Origin of the sequence: Devosia sp. 919 (genome assembly GCF_013185965.1) — a bacterium.
Taxonomy (GTDB): Bacteria; Pseudomonadota; Alphaproteobacteria; order Rhizobiales; family Devosiaceae; genus Devosia.
Genome location: NZ_JABAOL010000001.1, coordinates 1,904,950 through 1,931,842 on the forward strand (window position 1 = coordinate 1,904,950; position 26,893 = coordinate 1,931,842).

Here is a 26,893-nt window from a genome sequence, read left to right on the forward strand (position 1 = left end):
GCATCAGTCCTCCAGCACCCAGGTGTCCTTGGTGCCGCCACCCTGGCTCGAATTGACGACGAGCGATCCCTCCTTGAGCGCCACGCGGGTCAAGCCGCCCGGTGTGATCCGCACCTTGTCACCCACCAGAACATAGGGCCGCAAATCCACATGGCGCGGCGCCACGCCATTGTTGACGTAGGTAGGGCAGGTGGAGAGGGCGAGCGTGGGTTGGACGATGTAATTGTCCGGTCTAGCCAGGATCTTGGCCTTGAACTCTTCCTGTTGTGCCTTGGTGGACGTAGGGCCAACCAGCATGCCGTAGCCGCCCGAGCCATGCACTTCCTTGACCACGAGTTCGCCTATATTGGCCAGCACCCATTCCCGCTGCTCGCGATCGGTGCAGTTATAGGTCGGCACATTGTTTAGCAGGGACTTTTCGCCCAGATAGAACTCAATGATATCAGGGACATAGGTGTAGACGGCTTTGTCGTCGGCGATGCCCGTGCCGGGCGCGTTGACCAGCGTTACATTGCCAGCGCGATAGGCGTTGAACAGCCCCGGAACACCCAGCATGGAGTCGGGGCGAAAGGTCAGCGGATCCACGTAATCATCGTCAATGCGCCGATAAATCACGTCTACCCGCGTCGGGCCCGTTGTGGTGCGCATATAGACCTTGCCGCCATCGACAAACAGGTCTGGCCCCTCGCACAGCTGGGCGCCCATCTGGTCCGCCAGGAACGAGTGCTCGAAATAGGCCGAGTTATAGATGCCCGGCGTCAGCACTACGATATTGGGCGAACTGCCAGCGCCTGCGGGCGCCACGCTTTCGAGAGTGCGGCGCAGGTTTTCGGGATAGGTTTCCACCGGCGCGACCTTGTAGCGATGGAAGAGGTCCGGGGCCAGTTGCATCATGGCCTCGCGGTCCTCGAGCATATAGCTCACCCCGGAAGGCGTCCGTAGATTGTCCTCAAGCACATAGAAATCATTAGGGCCGACCCGCACGATATCGACGCCGATAATGTGGGCGTAAACGCCCTGCGCCGGTTCAAGCCCCATCATTTCGGGGCAAAAAGCGGCGTTCTGGAGGATCAGGTGCTCCGGTACCCGGCCCGCCTTGATGATCTCCTGACGATGATAGATGTCGTAAAGAAAGGCGTTAAGTGCTCGTACCCGTTGCTCTATTCCCTTGCTCAGTCGACGCCATTCTGCCGCCGAGATGATGCGAGGAATAACGTCGAAGGGGATGAGCTTTTCCGTGCCCTCACTCGAACCATAGACGGCGAAGGTGATGCCGAGCTTGCGGAAGATCGCTTCGGCGTCCGACTGCATCAGGGGCAGGGCTCGTTCGGGTTGCTCGGCCAGCCACTCGGCGAGGACGCGATAGGGTTCGCGGATCGATCCGTCCGCATTGTTCATTTCGTCAAACGGCGCTGTGTCGGCCATCTCGCTCCGAGGGTAAAGGGCTTGGTCCCATCCTATTCACATTGCTACATATTTGTGACGCGCCGTCCAGCGGGAGCAAGGGGCCATTTTCGCCAAATCTGGTCGACTCGGCGGGAACCTTTGTCTATTTCTCACCTGGGTTAAGAGCGGGGGGCGAGACCATGACCATCGAAATTCTGCAAACCAAGAAGCTGCTGGCGAGCTGCGAAGCGGCGCTTGCTGAACGGTTTACCGTGCATAAACTGCACGAAGTTCAGGAACCTGAACGCTTTCTGAACGAGGTTGGACCCCGCATTCGCGCCCATGCCGGCAGCGATGTAAATGCCGACCTCATCGCCAAATTGCCCAATCTGGAAATCATCGCCGGCTTCGGTGTTGGCACCGACAATATCGATCTGGCGGCAGCCAAGGCGGCCGGAGTGCGCGTGACCAATACGCCCGATGTGCTCAATGACGCGGTGGCCGAGTTGACAATCGGAATGATGATCGCCCTCGCGCGACGTATTCCGCAGGCGGACCAGTTCGTGCGCGCCGGAAAATGGCCGGCGGGCAATATGGGTCTGTTCACCGAACTGACCGGCAAGACGGTAGGCATCCTGGGGCTGGGGCGAATCGGCAAGGAGATTGCCACCCGGGCGCAGGCGATGAAGATGCGGGTGGTCTATCACGGCCGCAAGCGGCAGGAGAAAGAGCCCTATGTGTTCTATCCCGACCTGCTGGAGATGGCCCGCGATATTGACTGGCTGGTGATCATTGCGCCGGGCGGCAAGGGCACCAACCGGATCGTGTCGCGCGAAGTGCTCGAAGCGCTGGGCCCCAAGGGCATGCTGGTCAATGTCGCGCGCGGCACCCTCATCGATGAGCCCGCCATGATCGAGCTGCTGTCGAACGGCAAGCTGGGCGGTGCAGCGCTGGATGTGTTCGAGAACGAACCTGAGGTGCCCGAGGCGCTGCTGAAGCTCGAAAATGTCGTGCTCTCGCCCCATCAGGGCAGTGCCACTCATCAGACGCGCGATGCGATGGGCGCGCTGCTGGTGGCCAACCTCGATGCCTATTTTGCCGGCGAGCCGCTGCTGAGCGCCGTCGTTTGATCTAGCCCTGAGCCGGCGGCAGCGTTGCTGCTGTCGCCGCTCCCTCGCTGAGCCCCTGGCGCCGTCGGATCAGCACGACGAGCAGCGGGATGACAAAGCTCAGCAGCAGCAGGCGGATCATGTGGTGGGCCGCGATAAAGGCGGCGTCGAAGCTGAGCGCCACACCCAGAGCCCCCATACCTTCGAGCGCGCCCGGCGACAGGCCGATCCAGATCTGCCCGAAGGGCATGTCCACCAGCCGGCTCACTCCGAAAGAGACGACGGTGACGATGCCGACGGTCATCGCCGTGGCGATCAGCCCGCCAAGGGCGGCCTGCATGAACTCTTGCCGGGTGATGCCCGCAAAGCGCGAACCGATCAGCGCCCCTGTCAGCACAAAAGCGATGATCACCAGCGGCTCAGGCATGGCGCCGCTATAAAGCCCGCCAAGCTTGGCCGCAGTCGCCAGGGCCATCGGCCCCATGACCATGGCTGCGGGAACGCCGAGGCGCATGAAGACGAGCCCCAACGCCACGCAAGCGGCGGCGAGGGCCAGCAGCTCGCCCCAGCTCAGGGTTGTTGTCGGGGCAGCGCTGCCAAAATGCTCCACCGGCAGGAACATGGCGCCGATCGGCACACAGATCGTCAGCATCAGCAGCCGGATGACCTGGATGATGACGATCTGGCGGGCGTCGCCGACGCCGGCCGAAGCGATCCCCATGATGAAGGACAGATGCCCGGGAATGGAACCGAGATAAGCCGTGCCCGGATCGAGTTTGAACACGCGCACCAGCATCCAGCCGGTGAGCGCGATGATCAGCACCATTTCGAGCACGAGGCCCATAAGGCTGATCGGCCAGCTGGCGAGCAGCGACAGGCTGTCGCTGGCCACGGTTGTGCCCATCGACATGCCGATCAGCACAAAGGCGATGTCGCGCAAGCGGACGGGCATGCGCACGGGCAGGCCGATCATCGCCGCGACAGTCACCGCCAATGAGCCGCCCATGATCCAGCCGCCGGGCAGGCCCAGCGCGGTCGCCCCCAAGCCGCCTAAGGCGGACAGGGTAAGGGTCAGGAGGGTCAGCCCCAGGATGCGGGGCCGCCACCAGAGCTCTAGCGGATCGGCAGGGCTCGTTCCGCCAGCTTTACCCAATAACTTGTCCCCACCGGAATGATGGCATCGTTGAAATCGTACGTGTCCGTGTGCAACTCGGAACTGTCGCCATTGCCAAGAAAGATATAGGCGCCGGGCCGCTGCTCGAGCATGAATGAGAAGTCTTCCCCGCCCATGGAGGGGGGCACGTCCTTGTCGACGCGCTCGGCGCCGGAAACCTCCTCGGCAATGCCGGCGGCGAAGGCGGTTTCGGCGGGGCTGTTCACCGTTACCGGATAGCCGCGCATATAGTTGACCTCGGCCGACCCGCCAAAGCTTGCGGCAAATTGGGGCACGAACTGCTGCAGACGGGCTTCGATGAAGTCCTGCACCCCGGCATCGAGCGTGCGCACGGTGCCCTTAAGGCGTGCGGTACGCGGGATGACATTGTCGGCGTCACCGGCTTCCAGCACCGTGACCGACAACACAGCACTACCGAGCGGGTCCACATTGCGCGACACTACGGTCTGCAACGCGGTGATGAGTTGGGCGGCGATGATCACGGGATCGACCGTGGATTGCGGGCGCGCGGCATGGCCGCCCCGGCCCTCGATATCGATCACGAACCGATCCGTCGCCGCCATGATGCCGCCTACGCGAATGCCGAAATGGCCAGCCGGGATGCCCGGCCAGTTGTGCATGCCGTAAACTTCGTTGATGCCGAAGCGCTCGAGAACGCCGTCCTCGACCATTTCGCGCCCGCCGGCGCCGCCTTCTTCGGCCGGCTGGAAGATGAGGGCGACTCGCCCATCGAAGTTGCGGGTTTCGGCGAGATACTTGGCTGCGCCCAGCAGCATGGCTGTGTGACCATCATGGCCGCAGGCATGCATGCTGCCCGGCACCGCACTGGCGTAAGGCTTGCCCGTGCGTTCGGCGATCGGCAGGGCATCCATATCCGCGCGCAGGCCCAGGGTGCGCCCGCTGGTATTGCTCTTGCCATTGATGATGCCGACAACGCCGGTCCGCCCCAGCCCGGTCACGACCTCGTCGCATCCAAAAGCGCGCAGGAGTTCCTCGACCTTGCCCGCCGTGCGATGCACCTCGAACAGGATCTCGGGATTGCGATGCAGGTCCTGGCGCCAGCCAGCGATCTCGTCGTGAAACTCGGCAATGCGATTGATTACGGGCATGAAAAACCAGAAAATTGTTCTGGGTCAGTGTCGCTGCCATAACTCTCCGCGTCAACCTCGCGGCGTCGGTCCGTGCCGGCAAACGGCAGCGTTTTTCAACATCGTGCGCCAGCTTGGGCCGTTATTTACGCCCGCCGCCTTGTTCCGTTCGCCTAGATTTGCCAAACCATGCCCCGTGTTCCGGAGCCTCCTGCCGCCATGAAGATCCTTGTCGCCGTAAAGCGTGTTGTTGATCACAATGTCCGTATCCGAGTCCGCCCCGATGGATCGGGCGTGGAAACCGCTGGCGTGCGCATGTCGATGAACCCCTTTTGCAAGCACGCGGTGGAAGCGGCGGTGCAACTGGCGGAGAAGGTGGGAGATAGCGAAATCGCTGTGGTCTCGATCGGTTCCAAGCCCGCGACCGACGTGATCCTGACCGCCCTCGCCATGGGCGCGCATCGCGGCGTGCTGATTCAGACCGATGCCGAACTCGAAACCCTCGCCATCGCCAAATTGCTGGCCAAGGTCGTGGCCGAAGAGCAACCCGACCTCGTGCTGCTGGGCAAGCAGGCGGTGGATGACGACAGCAATCATGTCGGGCAGATGCTGGCGGCCCTGCTGGACTGGCCGCAGGCCACTTTCGCTTCGGCCATCAACCCGACTGGCGACGGACTTGAAGTGACGCGTGAAGTAGACTGGGGCCGCGAAACCGTGGCGCTGCCGCTGCCGGCAGTGGTGACGGCCGATCTGCGCCTCAATACGCCGCGCAATGCGGCGCTGCCCATGGTGATGAAGGCGCGCAGCAAGCCGCTGGCGGTGCGCCCTGTGGAAGAATTTGGCGTCGACCTGACGCCGCGCCTGCGCGTTGACAGCGTGTCGCCCCCGCCCGATCGTGCGGCCGGCAAGACCGTGGGCAATGTTGCCGACCTCGCCCGGCTCATTGCCGATGACGTTGCCGATCTGGAGGCGCTGTGATGTCCGTTCTGGTTCTGGCCGAGCATGATCTTGGACTGCTCTCACCCGCTACGGCGCGTCTCGTTGGGGCAGTGAGCGAGCTGGGTGCGGTGGACCTGCTGGTCCTGGGCGAAGGGGTTGACCAGGTGGCGCTGGATGGCGCGCGCCTCCTTGGCGTCAATCGCGTGCTGGTGGGGCAGGGCACCGATCTTGCTGCGGGCCTGCCCGACAGCATCGTCCCGCTGCTGACCGGGCTGGCACCGCAATACACCTATATCGTTGCGGCCGCCGCGGCCGCTGGCCGGGACCTGATGCCGCGCCTTGCGGCCAAGCTCGACCTGATGCCGATCACCGATGTAGTTTCCATCCAGGCGCCCAACCGCTTTGTGCGGCCCATCTATGCCGGCAACGCGCTTCAAACGGTGGTGTCCGACCAGAAGCAGAACCTTTTGACGCTGCGCGCTTCCGCATTCCGTCCAACCGGGCTCGGGGACGCCGCCCCGATCGAGCCGCTGCCACACGCGCCGGTGGCTTCGGTGGCGCGGATCATTGCGGCGCACCGGACCGAAAGCGACTCACCGGATCTGTCCACGGCACAGATCGTGGTGGGCGGCGGCGTGTCGGTGGGTTCGGCCGAAGGCTTCAAGCTGATCGAGCAGCTCGCCAAAACGCTGGGCGCTGCCGTGGGCGCGACCCGCGCGGCCGTCGATGCCGGCTACGCACCCAATGACTGGCAGGTGGGTCAAACTGGCAAGATCATCGCGCCGGACCTTTATATTGCTGTCGGCATTTCGGGGGCCTTGCAGCACCTGGCTGGGATTCAGGGCGCCAAGCGCATCATCGCCATCAACAGCGATCCCGAAGCGCCCTTGAGCAAAATGGCCGATGCGGTGCTGGTGGGCGATCTCTTCACCATCGTGCCCGCGCTCATCGCCGAACTCGACCGTCTCGGCGTCCAGCGCTGACGGTTGCAAATCCCATCCCGGCTTCTATAAAGGCCGCGCCTCCCAACGGAACCCAGCCCCGCAATGTTCGAGACCCTTTCCAAGGCCCCTGGCGACAAGATTTTGGCGCTGATGGGCGAGTATGCCGCCGATCCGCGCACTGACAAGATCGACCTCGGCGTCGGCGTCTACAAGGATAAAACCGGTACCACCCCGATCATGTCGGCGGTGCGCAAAGCCGAAGAGCGCATTCTGGAGGCAGGCACCACCAAGACCTATCTCGGCATTGCCGGCAACAAGGGCTTTGGCGCCGCGGTGCTGGACCTGGCGTTGGGTGATGCGGTGGAACGCTCGCGCGTGCGAATCGCGCAGGCTCCCGGCGGCACCGGCTCGCTTTGGGTCTTGATGCAGCTGATCAACCGGGCCCGTCCTGGTGCCACGGTGTGGGTCTCGGACCCGACCTGGCCCAACCACAACCCCATTGCCGAAAATGCCGGGCTGACGGTCAAGAAGTACCCTTATTTCGATACGCAGACGCGCGGCGTGAAGTTCGATGCCATGCTGGCCACGCTTGATGGGCTGGGGCCGCAGGATATCGTGCTGCTGCATGGCTGCTGCCACAATCCGACCGGCGCCAACCTTTCCAACGAGCAGTGGGACGCCGTGGCCGCGAGCCTTGCCCGCACTGGCGCATTGCCCTTTATCGATCTCGCCTATCTCGGCTTTGGCGATGGCCTTGCTGAAGACGCCTATGGCACCCGCAAGGTGCTGGCAGCAGTGCCCGAGGCCCTCGTCGCATTTTCGGGCTCCAAGAACTTTGGCCTTTACCGCGAGCGCATCGGCGCGGCGATCCTTGTGGCCCGTGATGCCGCACACGCCGATATCGCCAATTCCCAGCTGCTCAACATCATCCGTGGCGCTTATTCCCAGCCACCCGATCATGGCGCCGAGATCATCCGCACCATTCTCGAGGATGCGCAACTGCGCGCGGAATGGGAAACCGAGCTCAATGAAATGCGCGCTCGCATGATCCGGCTGCGCGAGAAGCTGGCCGACGCCATCCGCCAGAAGAGCAATTCGGAAGACTTCGATTTCATCGCCCGCCACCGCGGCATGTTTTCGCTGCTCGGGCTCGATAATGCGACCGTCGAGCATGTAAAAGCGGCCCGCGGTGTCTATATGATAGGGGACAGCCGCATCAATGTCGCCGGCATCCCCGAGGACCGCGTTGGCGATCTGGCCGACGCCCTGCTTGCGGGAACGAAATAAAGCGGCGCCCGTCACCCTGACGCGCCGGCAACCCAGACTCTAGGAGGAAACGATGAAGTTTTTCGTCGACACCGCGGACATCAATGACATCCGTGAACTGCATGAAGCCGGCCTGGTTGACGGCGTGACCACCAATCCCTCGCTGATTGCCAAGTCCGGCCGCGACTTCAAGGAAGTGATCAAGGAAATCGCTGCGATCACCCCCGGCCCGGTTTCGGCTGAAGTGGCTTCGCTCGAATATGAGGGCATGGTTGCCGAAGGCGAGCACCTTGCCAAGATCGCGCAGAACATCGTGGTCAAGCTGCCGCTGACGCTCAATGGCCTCAAGGCCACCAAGCACTTCGCGGAAAAGGGCATCAAGACCAATGTGACCCTGTGCTTTTCGGCCAACCAGGCCCTGCTCGCAGCCAAGGCCGGCGCGACCTATATCTCGCCCTTCCTCGGGCGCCTCGATGACCTCAATCTCGATGGCGTCGAGCTGATCGAGAATATCCGCACGATCTACGACAACTACCAGTTCGACACCCAGATCCTGGCCGCTTCGATCCGTACGCCCAATCACGTGACCCAGGTCGCGCTAATCGGTGCTGACGTCGCGACGATCCCGCCTGCCGTGATCCGCAAGCTGGCCGATCACCCGCTGACCAAGTCGGGCATCGACAGCTTCCTTAAGGATTGGGCCGGCACCGGCCAGTCGATCCTCTAGTTGCGCTTGGGCTCCGGATCATCCGGGGCCCGCTTCTTGTTCGAGACAATTGCCGCGGTCGGCTCATGGGCCGGCCGCAGCCATAGGGCAGGTGCGGCGCCTGCCTCATCCGTGAAAGCCTGACATGGCCGATACCGAACTTGCTGCCGCGGTGAAATCCGCCCTCGCTGCCGTAGAAATCCCCGGCGGGGACACGCTGGCGGGTTATGCCGGCCTTTCGGAAATCATCGTGACGCCCAGCGCCGTAGCTTTTGCCATTGCGGTGCAACCGGGCATGGAAGCGGCCTTCGGGCCAGTGCGCGAGGCGGCCCAGCGCGCCGCGCAGTCGGTGGCGCCGACGCGCAAGATCATGGTTTCGCTGACATCGGACAAGGCGCCAGCCACAGGGCAAGCCGCGGCACAGGGACGACCCGGTCCTGCACCAAAACAGGCTGTGCCTGGCGTCAAACGCATCATCGCCGTCGGTTCGGGCAAGGGCGGGGTCGGCAAATCCACGACAGCGGTCAACCTGGCGCTGGCCTTGCAGGCGGACGGGCTGCGGGTCGGCATCCTCGACGCCGATCTTTATGGCCCCTCCATTCCCAAGCTGCTCCATCTCGAGGGCAAGCCGGCGGTGCGCGAGGACGGGATTTTCTCGCCCCATGATGCCTTCGGGCTCAAGGCCATGTCGATCGGCTCCATGCTCAATCCGGGCCAGGCGGTGGTCTGGCGCGGGCCGATGGCGACCTCGGCCTTGCGGCAATTGCTCCGCGAAACGGACTGGGGCGAGCTCGATATCCTCGTGGTCGACTTGCCGCCCGGGACGGGCGACATCCACATCTCGCTGTTCCAGCAGGCGGAAGTGGATGGCGTGGTGATCGTTTCGACGCCCCAGGATTTGGCGCTGATCGACGCGCGCAAGGCCATCGACATGCTGCGGCGGCTTAGTGTGCCGTTGCTGGGGCTGGTCGAGAATATGAGCTATTTCATCGCCCCCGATACCGGCAATCGGTACGACATCTTCGGCTCGGGCGGGGCGGAACAGGCAGCGGCGGAGCTTGAGATGCCGTTCCTAGGGGCAGTGCCGCTGGTGATGTCGATCCGCGAAGCCTCCGACCGTGGGGCACCGCCGGTCGTGGCTGATCCCAATGGTCCGGAGGCCGAAGCCTTCCGCGCCATTGCGCGCAGGATTCTTGCCGCTACGCCGTCGCTGCGCCACTAAACCGAGCGCATCCTTGACCTAGGTTGCGGCGCCGGGAACAAGTTGCCAGCTGGAACATTAAGCGAACACCGGAACGGAGTTCGACATGTCCACCACCAATCCCAAAGTTGCCGACGCACCCAATTCCAATCTGCAGAAGGACCCTGACGATTGGACCACGGGTGACGACCCGATGACCGGCGCGCAGGCGTCGTATCTGAAAACGCTGAGCGAGCAGGCCAGCGATCCCGATGCCTTCGCCGAGGATCTGAGCAAGGCCGAAGCCTCCAAGCGTATCGACTCGCTGCGCGAAAAGCTGGGGCTCTAGGCCAGCAGCGGGTCTTGGCCCAGTTCGGGTAGGCGAGCGCCAACCAACTCCTGGGTCAGGCGGTGCCGAGGGTGCTCGAAGATCGCCTGCGGCCCGCCTTCTTCGACGATCTTGCCGGCCTCCATCACCATCACCCGGTCCGCCATGGCGCGGACCATATCGAGGTCATGGCTGATCAGGAGATAGGTCAGCCCGAACTCGGCCTGCAGCCGGGCGAGGAGATTTAGCACTTCCCCCCGCACCGACACATCAAGCGCCGACACGGGTTCATCGAGAACCAGCAGCTTGGGGCGGGTGACGAGGGCGCGGGCAATGGCGAGGCGCTGCCGCTGCCCGCCCGAGAACTCATGCGGGTAGCGCTCGAGCATATCCGGCGACAGGCCCACGGCACTGACGGCTTCCTGCAGCCGCTCGCTGCGCCCCACTAGCCTCAGTTCGGGCCTCAGCCGCAATGGTTCGCCGACCGATTGCCCAATGGTGAGGTGGGGATCGAAACTTCCGAACGGATCCTGAAATACCAGCGAGATATCGGGGCGAAGGGACCGCGGCAGGTCACGCCCACGATACGGGCGCCCATCCAGCCGAACGACACCGGAACTGGCGCTATCAAGGCCGGCAATGATGCGGGCGAGGGTGGTCTTGCCGCAGCCGGATGGACCGACCAGCGCCAGGCATTCCCCCTGGCGCAGCGCGAACGAAACCTCACGCACAGCGCGGACAGGCTTTGCCGCCCATGGCCAGACGGCATTGTGGCGGTATTCGCGGCTGACACGCTCGACCTCGAGCAGTGTTTCGCCCAAGGGCGGCCGCATCGGGGCCGCCACATCAAGCCGGGAGGCTGCGACGAGGCGGCGGGTATAGTCCTGTTGCGGGTGCCCGAAGACCGCGGCGCTGGTGCCCTGTTCCACCACCACGCCGCGATGCATCACCATCACCCGCGAACACAGCGCCGCCACGGACTTGAGGTCATGGCTGATAAAGAGGAGCGCCATGTGCCTTCGCTCGCAGATCTGTGCGATGAGTTCGAGCACGCGCCGTTGGGTGACCAGGTCGAGCGCGGAAGTGGGCTCATCGGCAATCAGCAGGTCGGGTTCGCTCGCCAGGGCCATGGCGATCATGGCGCGTTGCCGTTGCCCGCCCGAGAGCTGGTGCGGGTAGCGGCTAGCATGCTCGGGCAGGAGGCCAACTTCAGCCAGCAACTGCGGCACGACCGTCGCTACGTCACGGCTGGCCTCGTTGAGGTCGACCGCTTCCCCGATCTGGCGCCCGATCCGCATCAGTGGGTTGAGGGCGGTCATCGGCTCCTGAAACACCATGCCGAAGCGCTTGCCACGCAACCGCGCCATCGGCCGCTCGGCGCTGGGGAGCGGGGCGCCCTCAAGGCGGATGGAGCCGGTGGCGGCAGCGCCCAGGGGCAGGAGACCGGCAAGCGCGAGCGCCGTCAGGGTCTTGCCCGAGCCGCTTTCCCCAATAATGCCGAAACGCTCCCCCCGCTCGAGCGCGAAGCTGACGGCGTCGACCACCTGTGTGGAGCCGAACGCTATCGACAGGCCCTGCACCTCAAGCAAGGCCATGCGCGGCTCCCTGTCGGCGCAGGCGCGGGTCCAGCGCATCGCGCAGGCCGTCGCCCGCGATATTGATGGAAATGACGATCGCCACGATCGAAAGGCCTGGCACGAGGGTCAGCCAGGGATGAATCAGGAAAAGGCTTTGAGCCTCGCGCAACATCAGGCCGAGACTGGTGGCCGGTGGCTGGGTGCCGAGCCCGACATAGGAAAGACCGGCTTCCGCGAGGATCCCCAGCGAGAGCTGGATGGTTGCCTGCACGATGAGGAGGCTCAAAATGTTGGGCAGCAGATGCCGCCAGGCCAGCGTGGCATTCCCCAGCCCGGCGAGGCGCCCTGCAGCAATGAAGTCGAGGGTGGCAATGCTGAGCGCCCCGCCGCGCGCGACGCGGGCAAAGACCGGAATGTTGAACACCCCAATGGCAATGGTCGCGTTGATGGCGCCAGGGCCGAACAGGGCCGTGATCAGAATGGCGGTGATCACGGCGGGGAAGGCAAACACCACATCGCTGAGGCGCAGCACCAGCCACTCCACCGCGCCACCCCATGCGGCGGCGGCAAGGCCCAAGGGCACGCCGATGCCGGCGCCGATCAATACGGCCATGGCGGCAACCACAAAGCTGGTCAGCGTCCCCGCCATCACCAGCGAAACCATGTCGCGGCCGAGCTGATCGGTGCCCAGCCAATGCTCGGGCGAGGGCCCAAGAAATCGGCGGCCGATGTCGATTTCGGCAATGGGGTAGGGGGTCCACCAGATGGAGATGAGCGCGGCAAGGGCAAAGAGGAGCGTGCCAGCAGCCCCGATGCGAAAGCTGCGATTGGCAAGGACGCGCGCGATCATGTGGCGACACCCCGTTCGCGCAGGCGCGGATCGACGAGACCATAGGCCAGATCGACGAGGAACATGCTGAGGCTGACCGTCACCACCAGCACCATGACGGCGCCACGCACGAGGATGAGGTCACGCTCGGAAATGGCGGTGAAGATCAGGCGGCCGAGGCCCGGCAGGTAGAAGACGTTCTCGACAATGATCGCCCCGGCGATGAGGAAGGCAAATTGCAGCCCGAGAATGGTCAGCACTGGCAAAAGGGCGTTGCGTACGCCATGGCGCCACACCGCTTCCCCCATGGTCATGCCCTTGGCGCGGGCGGTGCGGATGAAATCCTGCTCCTGGATATCGACCAGGGCGGTGCGCATCACCCGGGCCAGAATGGCGGCCTGCGGCAGAGCCAGCGCCAGGCTCGGCAGCACCAGCGAGCGCAGTGCGCCCAGCGGGTTTTCGCTCCAGGGCGTGAAGCCTCCAGGCGGGAGCCAGCGCAAGGTCACCGCGAAAAGGAGGGTCAGCAACATGCCGAACCAGAAATTGGGAATGGCGACGCCCAGCTGCGCCAGCACCATCAGCGCCGAATCGAGTGCCTTGCCCCGGTGCCGGGCAGCAAGAATGCCGAGCGGCAGCCCGATGGCGACCGAGATGATCATCGCTGCAATGGTCAGCGGCAGGGTGACGGCAAGGCGCCCCGCGATCAGCGACGCAACGGGGGCCTGCTGCGTATAGGAGACCCCCAGATTGCCGTGCAGCATCCCCCAGAGCCACTGCCCGAAGCGCTCCAGCGGTGGCGCTTCGAGGCCCAGCTGCAGGCGCAGATTGGCGACCGCTTCGGGGCTGGCGGTAATGCCAAGGAGGAAGCGCGCGGGATCACCGGGCAGCAGGTCGAGCAGGAAAAAGATCGCTGCCGCTGCCAGCAGCAGCGTTAGCGCAAAGCCGGCAAGGCGGCGCACCAGAAAAGCGATCATGCCGCGGCCGCCCCGGACGACTTAGTCCACCCAGTGGATATCCCGGAGCACCACGCCCTCGATCGGCGAATTCGGCCACATGCCTTCGAGCTTGGCGTTCCACACCCCGGTCTTGGCCAGCTCGAACAAGTAGCCATTGACCGCATCATTGGCGAGAATGGTTTGTGCCTCGATGGCCAGGACCTTGCGTTCCGCCTCGTCGGTCGTGGCATTGAGCTTCTCGATCAGCGCCTGGAACTGGGGATTGTCGTAGCCGAAATAGTAGTTGGGATCGGCATAGATGCCAATGTCGAACGGCTCCACATGGGCGATGATGGAGAGATCAAAGTCCTTGTTGGTCAGCACATCTTCGAGCCACTGCGCCCATTCGAGGTTGATGAGTTCGAGCTTGATGCCGACCTCGGCAAACTGGCTGGCGAGGATCTGCCCGCTGACCTTGGCATAGTTCACCGGGGGCAGCTTGAGCGTGGCGCTGAACCCATCGGGATAACCCGCCTCGGCGAGGAGGGCGCGCGCCTTTTCGGGGTCATAGGGATAGGTATTGGTCAGATCGACATAATAGGGATTGTGCGGGGCGAAATGGCTGCCGATCGCCACGCCATAGCCATAGGTCGCCCCTTCGATGATGGCGGCACGGTCAATGGCATGCGCCATGGCCTGGCGCACTTTGAGCTCGTTGAAGGGAGCCTTGGCATTGTTGGTGGAGAGGATGGCCTCGCCCTCGGTCGTGCCCACCAGCACCTTGAACTGCGGATTGCCCTCAAAGATCGGCAGCGCTTCGGCGGCGAAATTGTTGGTTCCGTCGACGTCGCCCGCAAGGAGCGCATTGGTCATGGTTGCGGTGTCGCTGATAAACACGAAAGTTGCGCGGGTTATCGCCGGCAGCTCACCCCAATAGGGGCCATATTGCTCGAGCACGACGCGGCTGCCCTTGTCCCACTGCACAAAGCTAAAGGGGCCGGTGCCGATGGGGGCAGTGGCATTATTCTCGGCGCTTTCGGGCGCAACGATGATGGCATCCCCGCGCCCGAGATTGAACAGGAACATCCCGTCGGGGCGGCTGAGGGTAAAGGTGATGGTTTGGGGATCCTGGACCACAACGCTGGCGATGGGGGAGAACAGTGCCTTCTGGGCATTGGTGCTCTCTGGCGCCAGCAGCCGGTCAAAGGTGTATTTGACGTCATCGGCATCAAAGCTGGTGCCGTCATGGAAGGTGACGTCAGGCTGGAGGGTGAAGGTATAGGTCAGCCCGTCATCGCTGATCGTCCAGCTGCTGGCGAGGGAGGGCTGCACCGCGCCGGTCTGGTCGATCTGCGTCAGGCCCTCAAAGACGTTCTGATAGCCGATGTTGTCGATGGCTTCGGCAGCCCCTGCCGTAGGATCAAGGGTTGGTGGCTCTAGGGCGACGCCGATCCGGACTTGCGTCGAGGCAGCAAGCGCAAGGCTCGACCAGCTCATGCCAAGCATTGCCGCCATGCCCAGAATTTGTAGTCCCTTGCCCATGCTTTCGCTCCCCGTTGCGGCTCGGCCGCCTTGCATTCTTTTCTATAAGGCACTGCGCCCGGCATGGCACCTAGGCAAAGGATGAAGATTTGCTGGTGTGACCCCAGTGCATGGCATTGATCATCCACTGCCGGAGCGGTGCCGCGGCCCGCTTACTTCTCGCCGGCTTCGGCCAGGGGCGCATCGACGAGGTCGGGGGGAATGCGCAGTGTGAACAGCAGCCCGTGCTCGCCAGCTGGGTCCACGGCCAGTGAGAAGGCGTTGACCGACAGCAGCGAGCGGGTGAGGGCGAGCCCGACGCTCGAGCGCACCGGCGCCACGGCCTTGCCGTCCCGGCCCACGCCATCGCGGAACACCACGAAACGTTCAGCCATGTCGACTGCTGTGTTGGAGCTATCGCGCACATGGATGGCGATGCTGCCATCGTCCTCCCTATTGGAGGAGATGATGACGGCGCCACCCGCCGGGGTTTGATCAATAGCGCTGGCGAGCAGGTTCAGCACCGCTTGCGCCAGCGATGCCCGATCGGCCGTGACCTTGGGCAGGAATTCGGAAATCGCGTTGCGCACGATCACCCGCGAGATGCCGGCCTGGTGGCGGATGCGCAGCACGCAGCTTTCGAGCAGTCCGGTCAGATCAATGCTGGCGCGTTGGGGCAGGTAGCGCCCATCGCGCAGGCGGGTGAAATCATCGAGTTCATCCACCAGCGCGGCGATCTCGTTGCCGGCAGTGACGATATCCTGCGCATAAGTCTCGTGGCGCTCGGTGCCGAGCCGACCAAAGGCCTCCGAACGCAGCAGATCGGAAAAACCGATGATCGTGTTGAGGGGGCGGCGAATCCCCCGGCTGATCCGAGCCAGCAACGCTGGATCGATATCGCTTGGCGCTCCGAGGCGCGGCTGGCTGGTTTCGCGCTGGTGCACAAAGCCGAAATAACCGGTGACGACGCCCGCCTGGCCCTGCGCAAACAGCATCAATTCGGCACCCGCGGAGGCGGCGCGCAGCGACAGGCAGGGACGGGCCGATTCGGCAAAGCGCGCTGGCCGCTCGAGGAACGACTGCAGATCCGGGGTGTCGGCGCGGGCGACAAAGCTCGTCAGCGGCCGCCCTTGCAGCGACGCGCCTTCCTGGCCCAGCAGCGCGGCGGCGCGTGGGGACACGACGCTCAGCACGCCCGCGCGATTGGTTTCGAAGAACCCGTCCCCACGCAAGCTGGCAAAGGTTTCCGCGAAGGCGCGCACCGCCGCTTCATGGCCGGTGCGAACTTCGGTGGCGCTCGCCGACAGCATGAGGGCCGGGCGACCCTGCCAGGAAATGGACTGCAAGCGTGCGGTCACCGGCACCAGCGTGCCATCACGCTGCACCAGATGGTTGACCGGCCCCGCTTCGTGACCTTCCGGTCCGGCCGCCGGGAACACCGAGGCCAGGCCGGCGGCGCGCAGGTTCTCCACCGAATCATAGCCGACCATCTCGGTGATGGCACGGTTGGCGAACAGCACTTGCTGATCACGGAACACGAGGATGCCGAGCGGCAGCCGGTTCAGCACCAGCGTTTCGCCACCCAGATTGATCAGTGCACCCGAACTGCTCGGTGGTTGGGCAACAGCGCGCTGCGCCTGACCCGAGGTCTCACCCATGCGGTCGTTCAGAATGCGCGAGAGCTCATCGAAGTTGTAGCGCGAAACGCGTTCCACCGCCTCAGGATCGGGGGCGCCCGGCGGCAGGATTTCCGGGCCATCCTCAGTCGCGGCATCGGATTGGGGCTCGGGAGTGTCATCGCCGTCGAATTCGGCAAGCTCGTCCTCGGCTGTGGACGCTAGCAACTGCTCCTGCGCGTTGTCCTCGTCCTCATCCACTTTCGGCTCGGGCTCATCGATAAAGGCGGCTGTTGGTTGCTCCATCGGCGCCGCCGATGCTTCGACCTCAATCGTCGCGGGGGTGTCCTGCTGATCTTCGGCCGCAGGGGCAGAAGCGGCAGCGACAAAGCCTGTGCCTGTCACCAGCCAGAGTTGTGGTGCAGCGCCGGTGACAACCGGGTCGCTTTGCAGCGGATCATCCGAATCGGTGAGCGGCGAGAACAAATCGGCGTCCGCACTCAACCGGTCGACCAGCGCCGATAGCCGGGTGCCCACGCCTGGCGCTTCTTCGACAGGCGGCTCGGCGGCGTCTGATGGCGTTACCTCTGGTTCGTGCTCGAACTCGGAAACCGCTTCCGAGGTCTCGGCGGCGCTGTCCTCGTCCTCGGCCTCATAGCCGCTCGGAGCGGCAGCATCGCTTTCGGTCGCCCGCCAGTTGTCGAGCTCGCGCTGATAGGCCGCATCATTGGCCTCGATCGCCGCGGCAATCGGGGCAAGCTCACCCACCTGGGGATCTGGTTCGACCGTTTCCTCGTCTTCATCAACCAATGCGACAGGCCGGAAGGGCGCCGTTTCCAGGACCACGCCGGGGGGCGGCAGCGGCAACCATGGCCGCGGTGGCAAGACAGGCCCTTGCGACTCAGCTGCGGGCAGTTGGGGCTCTTGAGCCTCTACCAGCGCAGCTTCCAGCTCGGGCGCCACAACTGAAAGCTCGAGCGACTCGGTGACCGGATCTGGCGAGGTCCCGGATTCTATCGTCGTCGGCGGAGCAGCCGGCTCACTCGTCACGGCCATAGCCGAGGGTGCGGCCAGCGAATCGGCAGGGGCCAGGGCGGGTGCCGGACCGGTCGCCAACAAGATCTCGGCGTCGATGGCGTCAACTGCCACGATCAGCAGCATCGCTGCGCCCGCGCCGTCGAGCAGCGGCGTTGTGGCGCAGGTCGCCGAGATCGGCTTTTCCCCAGCCAAGAACTGGATCCGCGCAAGACTGCTTCGACCGGTGGAGCCGAGTCGGATATTACGAGCTATCTGGCCCTTGATCGGTACTGGGGTGGGGCCGCGCTTGAGGCCGCTTTTCTTGAGCTTGGCCCCAAACAGCGTTGCTGCCCGATTGTGCCAGATCAAGTGCAACCCGTCGGCGGACCATAGCCAGGCCGGGCGGGGATCCTCGGCGTGTTGCAACACGCGGGCACCAGCTGGCGATGTGATCCAGTCGTCATCCATCGATAACCGCTACCCGTTGCATCTGTGCCATTTCGGTACAGTTCATTCTTGTTCGTTAAGTGTTCTTCAATATAGCGCCCCTCGCACCCGGTCCATAGCCGTGGGGCCGAGACCCCCCAACAAACTTGGGCATGGTTAAGAGGAGCGGTGCAGAGGGGAAAGCTGCAAAAGAGCGCTTGTCATCAGCGACAAGTCGACCTATGTATCGCGCGCTTTCGGGACTCGCTTGGCGATGTACCCGGACAGGCCCATTGCCGCCTTAGCTCAGTTGGTTAGAGCGCTAGATTGTGGATCTAGAGGTCCTCGGTTCGATCCCGAGAGGTGGTACCACTCCTTCACATCCCTGCTGCCGCATGTTGCGCCCGACAGATCAAGTCGGCGTCGAACTTGCCCGCTGCGGCGCCGCCGGGATCCCAAACACCTTCCCATTGCCACCGAAGAGGCGGAAATCCCGCAGCAATGGCCCGATTTGTGTGCCCGAATCTTAACCATCGGTATCTTGCGATATATCATTGCGCCGCCTCGTAGAGCGGCATAGCATCCCCATGATGCACGCACGGCCTCGGGCCTTCTGCCCCCGGCATGGCGCGCCCTTTTGCTTTGTCCAACATGTGCGCGATGTGGCCAAATGGGTATGCGGAACAAAACCTTCATCTCCGATCTTCTGCAGCAACACGACATCCAGGTGGGAGGGCAGCGACCCTTCGACGTCACCGTTTACGACGAAAAGCTGTTTGACCGGGTAATGCTGCAAGGCACGCTCGGCCTGGGCGAGGCTTATATGGAGGGGTGGTGGGACGCTGCGGCGCTCGATCAGTTCATCTACCGACTGCTGGTGAACAACGTCAAAGCCAAGCTGCCGATCGACTTTGCCCTGATGTGGAGCATGGTAAAGGGCCGCATCCTCAACCTGCAGCGCCTGAAGGTGCAAGAAGTGGGGGAGCGGCATTATGACATCGGCAACGATCTTTACTCTGCCATGCTCGATCCACGCATGATCTATTCCTGCGGCTACTGGAAGAACGCCACCACTCTTGCTGAGGCGCAGGAAGCTAAGCTCGACCTCATCTGCCGCAAGGCAGGGCTGGAGCCGGGTATGCGCATTCTCGATATCGGCTCGGGCTGGGGCGGGTTCTTGAAGTTCGCCGCCGAGCGCTACGGTGTTGAGGGTGTTGGGGTAACCATCTCCAAGGAGCAGGCGAGTTGGGCCAATAGCCACACCGAGGGCTTGCCGGTCGAAACCCGGCTGATGGACTATATGGCGCTCGAGGGAAAGTTTGACCGCATCATCTCGATCGGCATGTTCGAGCATGTGGGCTACAAGAACTATCGCCCCTATATGGAAAAGGTGCGGCAGTTGCTCACCGATGATGGCCTGTTCGTGCTGCACACTATCGGCGGCAATCTCACCCAGTCGCATGGCGATCCATGGAGCGAAAAGTACATCTTTCCCAATGGCATGCTGCCGTCGCAAAAACAGATCAGTGAAGCCAGCGAGGGCCTCTTCATCATGGAAGACTGGCACAATTTCGGGGCGGATTACGACCGGACCCTGCTGGCCTGGTACGAAAACTTCGAGGCAGCCTGGCCCAGTCTCAAGGACAAGTATGGCGACCGCTTCTATCGGATGTGGCGCTATTACCTGTTGAGCTTCGCCGCCACATTCAGGGCGCGCTACACTCAACTCTGGCAGGTGGTTTACTCACCCAAGGGCGTGGTTGGCGGCTATTCCAGCGTCAGGTAGGCGGGGCAGGCTGGCCTCGCGAGTGAAACGACTTGAATTTTACTGGCTGGGCAAATTGTCCAGCTCGTTGATCCCGGCCAGCAGTTTGCGGATCGATTCGATCTGGATGGTGAGGTTCTTGATGCGGGTATTGGCGCGCTCGGCATTGCGTTCGAGCTCGGAGATGGACTGCTCGTCGGCGGCGGAGCGTTCACCGAACTCGCCCAGCTGTGACAAGGAAGTCGCCGCGACGGCGTAGTCGCGCTCGCGGCGCCGCGTCAGGCCATCGCGTTCATTGATCGCCGCTTGCAGTTCGCCTGCAACGGCGCGCCGCATCCGCTCGATGCGCGCACGGTCCTGCTCCTTGTCGCGCTCGGGCGAGCGGGTCTGGAACATGCTGAAAGGAACTTTCATGGGAGCGGATCGCCAAAGACATCTGGAGCCGAGGTGAGTCTAGCTGCGCGCAGGCCCATATAGCAAGGCGCAAAGGTCAGCGCGGCTCGGCTGGTGGCGCAGCACCCTGCCGGGGCAGCATGGTGCCGGGCAGGCTCAGCAACAATTGGGCATGGAAGCCCGCCGACCAGGCCAGTTGCATGATGGCGCCGGCGAGCGCCGCCGTGATGCCATGGAAAACGCCATGGTGGCTGGACCAGCGGCTGGCAAAAACCACAATCACCCCAGCCCAGGCCAACAGCGGCAGCGCCGCGAGCGGGGTGGCCGATGTGAATAGCGCCAGGCCAAGGGCGGGCAGCAGCAGAATGACCAGCCAGCGCCGCGCATTGGGCGGCTGGCGGTGCATCAGCGCCGTACGCGCCCGGCCACGACCGAAATTGAAGTATTGCCGCCAAAGACGATCAAGGGAATCGCGGGGGAAATACTCGATGGTGAGTGGCGCGAGATAAAGGCGCCGCCCTGTGGTGGTGAGGCGCAGATCGAGTTCGGCGTCTTCGTTGTGGCTCAAGATTTCGTTGTAGCCGCCAACGGCGAGGAAATCGTCCAGCAGGAACAAGGCATGATGCCCATGCTCCACCCATTTGCCGCCCGAGATGCTGCGATGCGCGGCGCCGCCAGTGCCATAGATCGAGTTCTGCGCTTCGGCGATGGCGATCTGCAGGGGCGCTTGCCCTACCGCCTTCATGCTCACCACCACCGAATTGGCCTGGGTCTGCCGTTGAATGGCAACGAGCTGGCTCACATAATCACGCGGATAGGCGGCGTGGGCATCGATGCGCACTAGAAAGCGGCAGTCGTGCCCGAAGAGGCGAGCGGCGAGGTTGACGCCGGCACTTTGCAGCCGCCGGGCATTGCGGACCAGGTGTACTTGCGGCGCGGCTTGAGCGATCTGTCGAACAATGGCCTCGGTGTCGTCCGTGCTGCCACCATCGGCCACCACAATGGTCATTGCCGCGGCGAGAGGGTCAGCAAGGAGGGAGGCAAGCACATCGGCGATGTGCAGGGCTTCGTTCAGCGTAGGAACAACAACGAGGATGCTTTCTCGCAACAATGTGGATCCACTGCCCAAAATGATGCGCCTCGATCAGCCGTCGCTGCGCCTCCGGATGGGGTAAATGGAAGATTAACGGGCAACAAGAATCGCTCAATACGTACGGAAACCTCGCTAGGCCGGTGGATATCCGTGCTCATACGGAGGCTGCGCAGCGGATAACTTGCGGCGCGAGCGATGGTCGCTCCTGAGGGCAGGGACAAGCCGACTCGCTCCTGCCGGCAAGTCTCGTCTTGCCCCGGCGGGGCCTGCAGTAGTAGGACGGCGCGAACCAACACGCCGAGGATCACGTGAGCAGACGCGACTTTGATGCATCGATCATGCGCCGGCTGCGGCGGGTTGCCGGACGGCACGGGCTGACCATTCTGACGGCCGAAAAGCTCACCGCCAAAATGGGCAAGGGCGGCCATGCGCTGCGCGACGACGAGAGCTTCAACGTGGTCTACGGGCACGACCCGCTGCCGTTCACCGCGACCCTGGCCGATATCGAGGCCTATCTCGACAAGCTCGATGCCGGCGAAGAGTAAGTCTGGCTGACCTTGCTGGCAACCGGCCTATGCGCCCTCATCAGCGAATTTGCATTATTTATTCTGTAACATGAATCGAAGCACACTCCCTCCATTGGCTACTTTGGAGGCGCGTATGTTCACTCTAATAAACGCCGACGCAGAGGACGACGACGCGGAAATCACCGACCCCCAGGAAATTGCCGAGCTGTTTGCCGCTATTGCAGCCGTGGCCATCGAGGCCATCGGGGCAGGGCAAGCCCGCCAGCTCTTTGATGCAGTTGTCGAACAGGAGGGCCGAGATCCCAACTAGCTCTCCCACTTCCAGCCCTCACCACTGACCACGCCGCGCGATCGGGCGCTCAGGTAGCGATCGGCAAATGGTTCTGCTAAGGCGGGACCATCGCCAATCAGGGACTTTGTGCGCCATGTCTGACGCAGGCCTGCCACGGGTCAAGCCCACCATCTTGCCGCTCGGTGACGCGGCAGTGCTGGTGCGCTTTGCCACGAGCTTAAGCGAAAGCGCCAACAATGCTGCGGTAGCGCTGGCGCACCTGCTTGGGTCGCAGCCTGTGCCAGGGGTAGTCGAAATCACGCCCAATCTGGTGTCTGTGCTGGTGCGGTATGATCCCGCGCTCACCGACCCGGGGCAGCTGGCCGGTGAACTGCGGTTGCGGCTGGCCGGGTTGGACAATGCAGCGGAGTCAGGGGAGCAGCACAAGATCAAGGCGCGCTTCGGCGGCGCGGCTGGCCCCGACCTGCCAGAGGTGGCGGCGCTGCTCGGCATGGAGGCGGACGCCTTTGTGCAAGCCCATAACCGGGCACCACTGCGGGTGCTGGCGACCGGTTTCGCGCCGGGCTTTGTGTATTGTGGTTTTCACGGCTCCGAACTGGTGCTGCCGCGGCGCACGGCAGTGCGGCGCGCCGTGCCCGCCGGTAGTGTGCTGTTTGCGGCCGGGCAGACCGCCATTGCCGCCACGGAAATCCCGACGGGCTGGCACGTGATTGGCCGCACCGAGTTTCGCAATTTCGACCCCGCCGCCGCAGCGCCAACGCGGCTTGCGGCTGGCGACGCCGTTCAGTTCGAGGTGCAAGCGTGAGTGCGACCATTACGATTCTCCGGGCGGGGCCGCTCACGACCATTCAGGACGAGGGCCGCTCTGGCTTGCTGGCCAGCGGGATCAGTGCGTCGGGACCAATGGACACGGCCGGGTTTGCGTTGGCAGCGGACATGTTGGGCGTCCAAGCGCTTGGGGGCATCGAGTTCACCATGGCGGGGCTCGAACTGGCCGTAACTGCCGGCTCCTGCCGCATCGGCTTTGCCGGCGGTGCTTTTACGGTGCGCCACAACGGCGAACCGGTGAATTGGCCGGGAACGGTGTTGCTGCGGGTCGGCGATCGAGTGGCGATCACGCCCGGTGGTGCGGGGAACTATGGCTATCTTCGCTTCGATGGGGACCTGCAACTGCCGGCCGTGCTGGGTAGCCTGGCTACCAACAGCCGCGCGCAATTGGGGGGATTGGCCGGGCGGCCGCTGCAGGCCGGTGATCGCTTGGAGCTTGGAGTGGGCGCCAGCGGTGCACCGAGACTGCAGCGGTCAACGACGGTGCCCGCCGACAGCGCCTTTCGTGTGGTCTGGGGCATCCATGCCGACCTGTTCTCGCCCCAAACACGGCAGGCCTTTGTTGCGGGACGCTTCGAGGTGAGCCCACAAATGGACCGAATGGGCGTGCGCTTGCGCGATGCCGAGAGGGTTTTTGCCGGTGCGGGCGCGCTATCGCTGGTGTCTGACGCGATTGTTCCGGGCGATATCCAGATCCTGGGCGATGGCACGCCGATCGTGCTGATGCGCGATCATCAGCCCACGGGCGGCTATCCCCGCATTGCGACGGTGATCTCGGCAGATCTGGATCGGTTCGCGCAACAGCGCCCCGGAACCACAATTGCATTCCAACCAGTCACTGTCGAACATGCCCACCGTTTGCTGCGCGGAGAAACGCCATGATCTCGATTGATCTCAATGCCGATCTTGGCGAAGGCATGGGCGGTGATGATGCGCTGCTCGCGATCGTCTCGAGTGCTTCGATCGCCTGTGGCGGCCATGCGGGGGATGCGGCCACCATCCGCCATGTCCTGGAGCTGTGCAAGGCGCGGGGAATCAGGGCTGGGGCTCATCCCGGCTATGCTGATCCGGCGCGGTTTGGCCGCTTCCGGATGGATATTTCTGCCGAGGAACTGCTCGCACAGATCAGCACGCAGATGCAGCTGATCCGCTCCGTTGCCGAGGATGTGGGCGCTGAACTGGCCTATGTGAAACTGCATGGCGCACTGGCCAACCAGACCGCGGAAGACCTTGAGCTTGCAACGCAGGTGTTCGGGGCGATCAAAGCAACGGATCCTCAACTGGCAGTGCTGTCGCTCGACAACAGCCAACAGGTGCGGGCCGCCGAGGGGCTTGGTTTGCCCCTGATTCGGGAAGCCTATGCGGACCGTGCCTATACGCCTGCAGGGATGCTGGTGTCGCGCTCGGAGACCGGAGCGGTGATCCATGAGCCGGACGCCGTAATCACGCGTTGCCTGCGGCTGGCCCTGGCCGGCGAGATTGTCGCCATTGATGGAACAGTGCTGACCTCGTCGGCGCGCTCGATCTGCCTGCATGGCGACACGCCCGGGGCGGTGGAGCTGGGGCGGGCGGTGCGGCTGGCGCTGGAAGCCGCAGGGGTCACCATTGCCGCCCAGCTACCCGAACAACAGCCAGCCTAGGTCAGAAGTGGCCACTGTCGGGGATGTTAAGAATATGCCCGCAAGCCTTGCAGTGAACCGCATCGGGATCGTGCCGCTGCAGCCCGCATTGCGGACAGGGGAAATGCACCTTGTTGGGGCGAAAGATCGCCTGCGCCAGGCGCACGAACAATGAGATACCGACGAACATGATGACGATGGAAACGAGCTTTCCCGTCGTGCCGGGCAGGGTGATATCGCCAAAGCCCGTGGTCGTGATCGTGGTGACGGTGAAATAAAGCGCGTCCACATAGCCGGCGATCCCGCCGCCCCGGCCGGCAAACACGGTGTAAACAAAGCCGGTGACCACAAACAGGAACACCAGCAGGTTGATCACCGCCTGGATGGTTTCCTGATATTGGGCCAATCCCCGCTTGCGGAGCGGCCGCCAGAAGACGGTGCTGCGGGTCAAGGTCCACAGGCGCATGATGCGCAAAAAGCCAAGATTGAAGAACCAGGTGGGCGCCAGGAGCGTCAGCAGGATGAAGATGTCGATAATCACCGGCAATTGGCGCAGCCAGCGGGTAAAGTTGTTGGTGGCCAGCGCGCGGGCGATGATGTCCAGCCCCAGCAAGGCGGCGATGGAATAATCCAGCCACAGAAAGGCATCCTGATCCCGGATCAGGGGAGAGGCGATGAAAAACCCGATGATCGCGAGGTCCACCACCAGCACAAGATACTGAAAGCGAACCGCCGCTGGCGACTGACCGTGATACAAGACGCGCAGCGTCGAGCGCAGGCGTGTAAAGCCGCTCCGCTTGGAGGCTCGGTCGGGCTGATCCATGTCATCGTGACCTATCAAGGGAAACGGGTGGCGGTTGCCATAGTGAGCTGGTCAGGAATAGCGTTGTTCACGCCACGGGTCGCCGTGGTTGTGATAGCCGCGCGTTTCCCAAAAGCCAGGCTGGTCTGTGGCCGCAAATTCGATCCGGCGCAACCATTTGGCGCTTTTCCAGAAATAAAGATGGGGCACGACGAGGCGCATCGGGCCACCATGCTCGGCGGTCAGCGGGGTGCCTTCCCAGCTATGGGCCAGAACCGCATCTTCCACCAGGAAATCGGCGACGGGCAAGTTGGTGGTGTAGCCGTCATTACTGAACAGGTGAACGAACTGCGCTTCGGGCTGCAACCCGACCTGCGCCGCCAACTCCTGAGTGGAAACGCCTTGCCAGTGGTTGTCGTAGCGCGACCAGGTGGTGACGCAATGGATGTCTGAAACTGGGTTCACCTGGGGCAGGGCCATGAAGCCGTTCCAATCCAGTGTGGTCAGCCGATCCACGAGCCCGGTGACGTCGAGCTTCCAGTTGGTCAGATTGATGGGAGGCTCGATCCCCAGATCAAGCACCGGCCAGTTCTTGACCAGGTGCTGGCCTGGAGGCAAGCGGCTATCCTCGGGGCGGCTGGTGCGGCCCGTGATGAAGCGACCCTCGGCGGCCCATTTCGCCTTGGTGCGGGTCAGTTTGCTGTCTTGTGTCAGATCGTCTGCCATCGCGCGCTCCGCTTCTGGGTAAGCGAACGCGCCGGGGTGCACCGAAGTTTCGGCGTCAGTTCATCCGCAGGTTTTGTTGTACCACCGTCAGCATTTCCTGGGCAGAGGCGAACTCCACCGCAACCCCGTTCTGGAAATGGCGCACGACGCGAGCGCGCATGCGGCCCAGCGTAATCGGCGTGCCCAAGGCGGGGCGCACATCCAGCTCCACCGCGGCGCCCGAGAGTGAGATGTCGATGATCTTGCAGTTGTAGCGTCGGCCATCATCCAGCACGACGCTGGAATGGCGGATATCGGGCACCACACGTTCGTGGCGGCGATCTTCAGGCAGGTTCAGCAGTTCCTTGTTGGCGAGCCAGGTCAGCTGGGCCGCCATCTTGTCGCGCTTGCGCGGCGAGGCGGCGATGTTCATGCAGAACCCACCATCGATCTGGGCGAGAATGGTGCCTTCGATGCGACCAACAAGGTCCACATACGCAATGACCTTTTCCCCCACAACGCCACTGATGGGCGCGACGACCACCGCGTCGCCGGGCGACATCTCAAGGATCTGGCAGGGGAACTCGCGGCGGTCCGCCAGCATATAGCGGCCAAGGACGGAAACCTTGACGCGCTGGAATTGAATGGGCTCGGCACGCGTGCGGGCCGGGGCGATGAAGCGCGGAGAAGGTATTGCGTCGCTGAGCATGCGCCAGACCGATGGTGAGCGTTATCCACGCAAACCTATCGAGCTTTGGTTAAACAGTTGTAAGAATTTGGGCGCCAAAGATGCGCAGATCGGCGTGTTTCTGCAGGTTCTGCGGCAAG

General features: G+C 63.4%; 26 protein-coding genes and 1 tRNA gene. 14 read left to right on the forward strand and 13 right to left on the reverse strand.

The annotated features are described in order from the left end of the window. Positions 1-3: 3 nt before the first annotated feature. Positions 4-1,425, reverse strand: coding sequence for a circularly permuted type 2 ATP-grasp protein (locus HRQ64_RS09170; RefSeq protein ID WP_172123073.1), 1,422 nt, complete (start codon positions 1,423-1,425; stop codon positions 4-6). Between the two features lie 161 nt (positions 1,426-1,586). Between HRQ64_RS09170 and HRQ64_RS09175 the strand changes: the two genes are divergently transcribed. Then, positions 1,587-2,516 (forward strand): 2-hydroxyacid dehydrogenase, encoded by a 930-nt coding sequence (locus HRQ64_RS09175; protein ID WP_172123074.1) that lies wholly within the window; start codon positions 1,587-1,589, stop codon positions 2,514-2,516. Position 2,517: 1 nt separating this feature from the next. Here HRQ64_RS09175 and HRQ64_RS09180 read toward each other — a convergent pair whose 3' ends face one another. Both HRQ64_RS09180 and HRQ64_RS09185 read right to left on the reverse strand, forming a co-directional pair. Next, positions 2,518-3,648 (reverse strand): AbrB family transcriptional regulator, encoded by a 1,131-nt coding sequence (locus HRQ64_RS09180; protein ID WP_172123075.1) that lies wholly within the window; start codon positions 3,646-3,648, stop codon positions 2,518-2,520. Beyond that, positions 3,609-4,778: a M20 aminoacylase family protein gene (locus HRQ64_RS09185; RefSeq protein WP_127752795.1), complete on the reverse strand. Its 1,170-nt coding sequence runs from the start codon at positions 4,776-4,778 to the stop codon at positions 3,609-3,611. The genes HRQ64_RS09180 and HRQ64_RS09185 overlap by 40 nt, the downstream gene beginning before the upstream one ends. A gap of 198 nt (positions 4,779-4,976) precedes the next feature. On the opposite strand from HRQ64_RS09185, the gene HRQ64_RS09190 reads away from it, so the two are divergent. The 6 genes from HRQ64_RS09190 to HRQ64_RS09215 all read left to right on the forward strand — a co-directional run bounded on the left by HRQ64_RS09190 (position 4,977) and on the right by HRQ64_RS09215 (position 10,141). Further along, entirely contained in the window at positions 4,977-5,735 is a 759-nt protein-coding gene (locus HRQ64_RS09190; protein ID WP_172123076.1) for an electron transfer flavoprotein subunit beta/FixA family protein, read from the forward strand. Further along, positions 5,735-6,679, forward strand: a complete 945-nt coding sequence (locus HRQ64_RS09195) for an electron transfer flavoprotein subunit alpha/FixB family protein (RefSeq protein WP_172123077.1) — start codon at positions 5,735-5,737, stop codon at positions 6,677-6,679. Before HRQ64_RS09190 ends, HRQ64_RS09195 begins: the two co-directional genes overlap by 1 nt. A gap of 63 nt (positions 6,680-6,742) precedes the next feature. Continuing rightward, positions 6,743-7,927 carry an amino acid aminotransferase gene (locus tag HRQ64_RS09200; RefSeq protein WP_172123078.1) on the forward strand — a complete coding sequence of 395 codons (1,185 nt, stop codon included), beginning with the start codon at positions 6,743-6,745 and terminating at the stop codon, positions 7,925-7,927. A 52-nt stretch (positions 7,928-7,979) separates the two neighbouring features. Continuing rightward, positions 7,980-8,633 carry a fructose-6-phosphate aldolase gene (gene fsa, locus HRQ64_RS09205; protein WP_127752799.1) on the forward strand — a complete coding sequence of 218 codons (654 nt, stop codon included), beginning with the start codon at positions 7,980-7,982 and terminating at the stop codon, positions 8,631-8,633. Between the two features lie 124 nt (positions 8,634-8,757). After that, positions 8,758-9,834: an Mrp/NBP35 family ATP-binding protein gene (locus tag HRQ64_RS09210; protein WP_172123079.1), complete on the forward strand. Its 1,077-nt coding sequence runs from the start codon at positions 8,758-8,760 to the stop codon at positions 9,832-9,834. An 85-nt stretch (positions 9,835-9,919) separates the two neighbouring features. Next, on the forward strand, positions 9,920-10,141 hold the full coding sequence (locus HRQ64_RS09215) for a DUF3072 domain-containing protein (protein ID WP_172123080.1): 222 nt from the start codon (positions 9,920-9,922) through the stop codon (positions 10,139-10,141). Here HRQ64_RS09215 and HRQ64_RS09220 read toward each other — a convergent pair. The 5 genes from HRQ64_RS09220 to HRQ64_RS09240 all read right to left on the reverse strand — a co-directional run bounded on the left by HRQ64_RS09220 (position 10,138) and on the right by HRQ64_RS09240 (position 18,083). Beyond that, a complete protein-coding gene (locus tag HRQ64_RS09220; protein WP_172123081.1) occupies positions 10,138-11,715 on the reverse strand; it encodes an ABC transporter ATP-binding protein in 1,578 nt (525 codons plus the stop codon). The two genes, HRQ64_RS09215 and HRQ64_RS09220, sit on opposite strands and share 4 nt — an antisense overlap. Beyond that, the gene (locus HRQ64_RS09225; RefSeq protein WP_172123082.1) at positions 11,702-12,547 is read right to left on the reverse strand and encodes an ABC transporter permease; all 846 of its coding nucleotides are present in this window, start codon (positions 12,545-12,547) and stop codon (positions 11,702-11,704) included. The genes HRQ64_RS09220 and HRQ64_RS09225 overlap by 14 nt, the downstream gene beginning before the upstream one ends. Next, a complete protein-coding gene (locus HRQ64_RS09230) occupies positions 12,544-13,500 on the reverse strand; it encodes an ABC transporter permease (RefSeq protein WP_172123083.1) in 957 nt (318 codons plus the stop codon). The genes HRQ64_RS09225 and HRQ64_RS09230 overlap by 4 nt, the downstream gene beginning before the upstream one ends. Before the next feature lie 21 nt (positions 13,501-13,521). Further along, positions 13,522-15,003, reverse strand: a complete 1,482-nt coding sequence (locus tag HRQ64_RS09235; RefSeq protein ID WP_172123084.1) for an ABC transporter substrate-binding protein — start codon at positions 15,001-15,003, stop codon at positions 13,522-13,524. A 152-nt stretch (positions 15,004-15,155) separates the two neighbouring features. Beyond that, on the reverse strand, positions 15,156-18,083 hold the full coding sequence (locus HRQ64_RS09240) for a histidine kinase dimerization/phospho-acceptor domain-containing protein (protein WP_172123085.1): 2,928 nt from the start codon (positions 18,081-18,083) through the stop codon (positions 15,156-15,158). A gap of 253 nt (positions 18,084-18,336) precedes the next feature. Here HRQ64_RS09240 and HRQ64_RS09245 point away from each other — a divergent pair. Together HRQ64_RS09245 and cfa are read left to right on the forward strand one after the other, a co-directional pair. Continuing rightward, positions 18,337-18,413, forward strand: a tRNA-His gene (locus HRQ64_RS09245). 304 nt (positions 18,414-18,717) lie between these two features. After that, a complete protein-coding gene (gene cfa / locus HRQ64_RS09250; protein WP_248308200.1) occupies positions 18,718-19,827 on the forward strand; it encodes a cyclopropane fatty acyl phospholipid synthase in 1,110 nt (369 codons plus the stop codon). Between the two features lie 39 nt (positions 19,828-19,866). On the opposite strand, the gene HRQ64_RS09255 is transcribed toward cfa, so the two are convergent. Both HRQ64_RS09255 and HRQ64_RS09260 read right to left on the reverse strand, forming a co-directional pair. Continuing rightward, positions 19,867-20,220 (reverse strand): hypothetical protein, encoded by a 354-nt coding sequence (locus HRQ64_RS09255; RefSeq protein ID WP_127752808.1) that lies wholly within the window; start codon positions 20,218-20,220, stop codon positions 19,867-19,869. Between the two features lie 76 nt (positions 20,221-20,296). Next, the gene (locus HRQ64_RS09260; RefSeq protein WP_172123087.1) at positions 20,297-21,310 is read right to left on the reverse strand and encodes a glycosyltransferase family 2 protein; all 1,014 of its coding nucleotides are present in this window, start codon (positions 21,308-21,310) and stop codon (positions 20,297-20,299) included. A gap of 290 nt (positions 21,311-21,600) precedes the next feature. On the opposite strand from HRQ64_RS09260, the gene HRQ64_RS09265 reads away from it, so the two are divergent. From HRQ64_RS09265 to HRQ64_RS09285, 5 genes are all read left to right on the forward strand, one after another. After that, complete coding sequence (locus HRQ64_RS09265) at positions 21,601-21,837, forward strand: hypothetical protein (RefSeq protein WP_127752810.1); 237 nt, start codon at positions 21,601-21,603, stop codon at positions 21,835-21,837. 115 nt (positions 21,838-21,952) lie between these two features. Next, positions 21,953-22,129 carry a hypothetical protein gene (locus HRQ64_RS09270; protein ID WP_164854783.1) on the forward strand — a complete coding sequence of 59 codons (177 nt, stop codon included), beginning with the start codon at positions 21,953-21,955 and terminating at the stop codon, positions 22,127-22,129. 115 nt (positions 22,130-22,244) lie between these two features. After that, complete coding sequence (locus tag HRQ64_RS09275; protein WP_172123088.1) at positions 22,245-22,916, forward strand: allophanate hydrolase subunit 1; 672 nt, start codon at positions 22,245-22,247, stop codon at positions 22,914-22,916. Beyond that, entirely contained in the window at positions 22,913-23,821 is a 909-nt protein-coding gene (locus HRQ64_RS09280) for a biotin-dependent carboxyltransferase family protein (RefSeq protein WP_172123089.1), read from the forward strand. Before HRQ64_RS09275 ends, HRQ64_RS09280 begins: the two co-directional genes overlap by 4 nt. Beyond that, the gene (locus HRQ64_RS09285) at positions 23,818-24,579 is read left to right on the forward strand and encodes a 5-oxoprolinase subunit PxpA (protein ID WP_172123090.1); all 762 of its coding nucleotides are present in this window, start codon (positions 23,818-23,820) and stop codon (positions 24,577-24,579) included. Before HRQ64_RS09280 ends, HRQ64_RS09285 begins: the two co-directional genes overlap by 4 nt. Before the next feature lies 1 nt (position 24,580). Here HRQ64_RS09285 and HRQ64_RS09290 read toward each other — a convergent pair whose 3' ends face one another. Genes HRQ64_RS09290 through HRQ64_RS09300 form a run of 3 tightly spaced genes read right to left on the reverse strand, consistent with a single transcriptional unit; the run spans position 24,581 to position 26,774 of the window. Next, positions 24,581-25,381, reverse strand: coding sequence for an ion channel (locus tag HRQ64_RS09290; RefSeq protein ID WP_127752814.1), 801 nt, complete (start codon positions 25,379-25,381; stop codon positions 24,581-24,583). Positions 25,382-25,432: 51 nt separating this feature from the next. Next, positions 25,433-26,086: a sulfite oxidase-like oxidoreductase gene (locus HRQ64_RS09295; RefSeq protein WP_127752815.1), complete on the reverse strand. Its 654-nt coding sequence runs from the start codon at positions 26,084-26,086 to the stop codon at positions 25,433-25,435. A gap of 55 nt (positions 26,087-26,141) precedes the next feature. Next, positions 26,142-26,774 carry a PilZ domain-containing protein gene (locus HRQ64_RS09300; protein ID WP_127752816.1) on the reverse strand — a complete coding sequence of 211 codons (633 nt, stop codon included), beginning with the start codon at positions 26,772-26,774 and terminating at the stop codon, positions 26,142-26,144. Between the last annotated feature and the right edge of the window lie 119 nt (positions 26,775-26,893).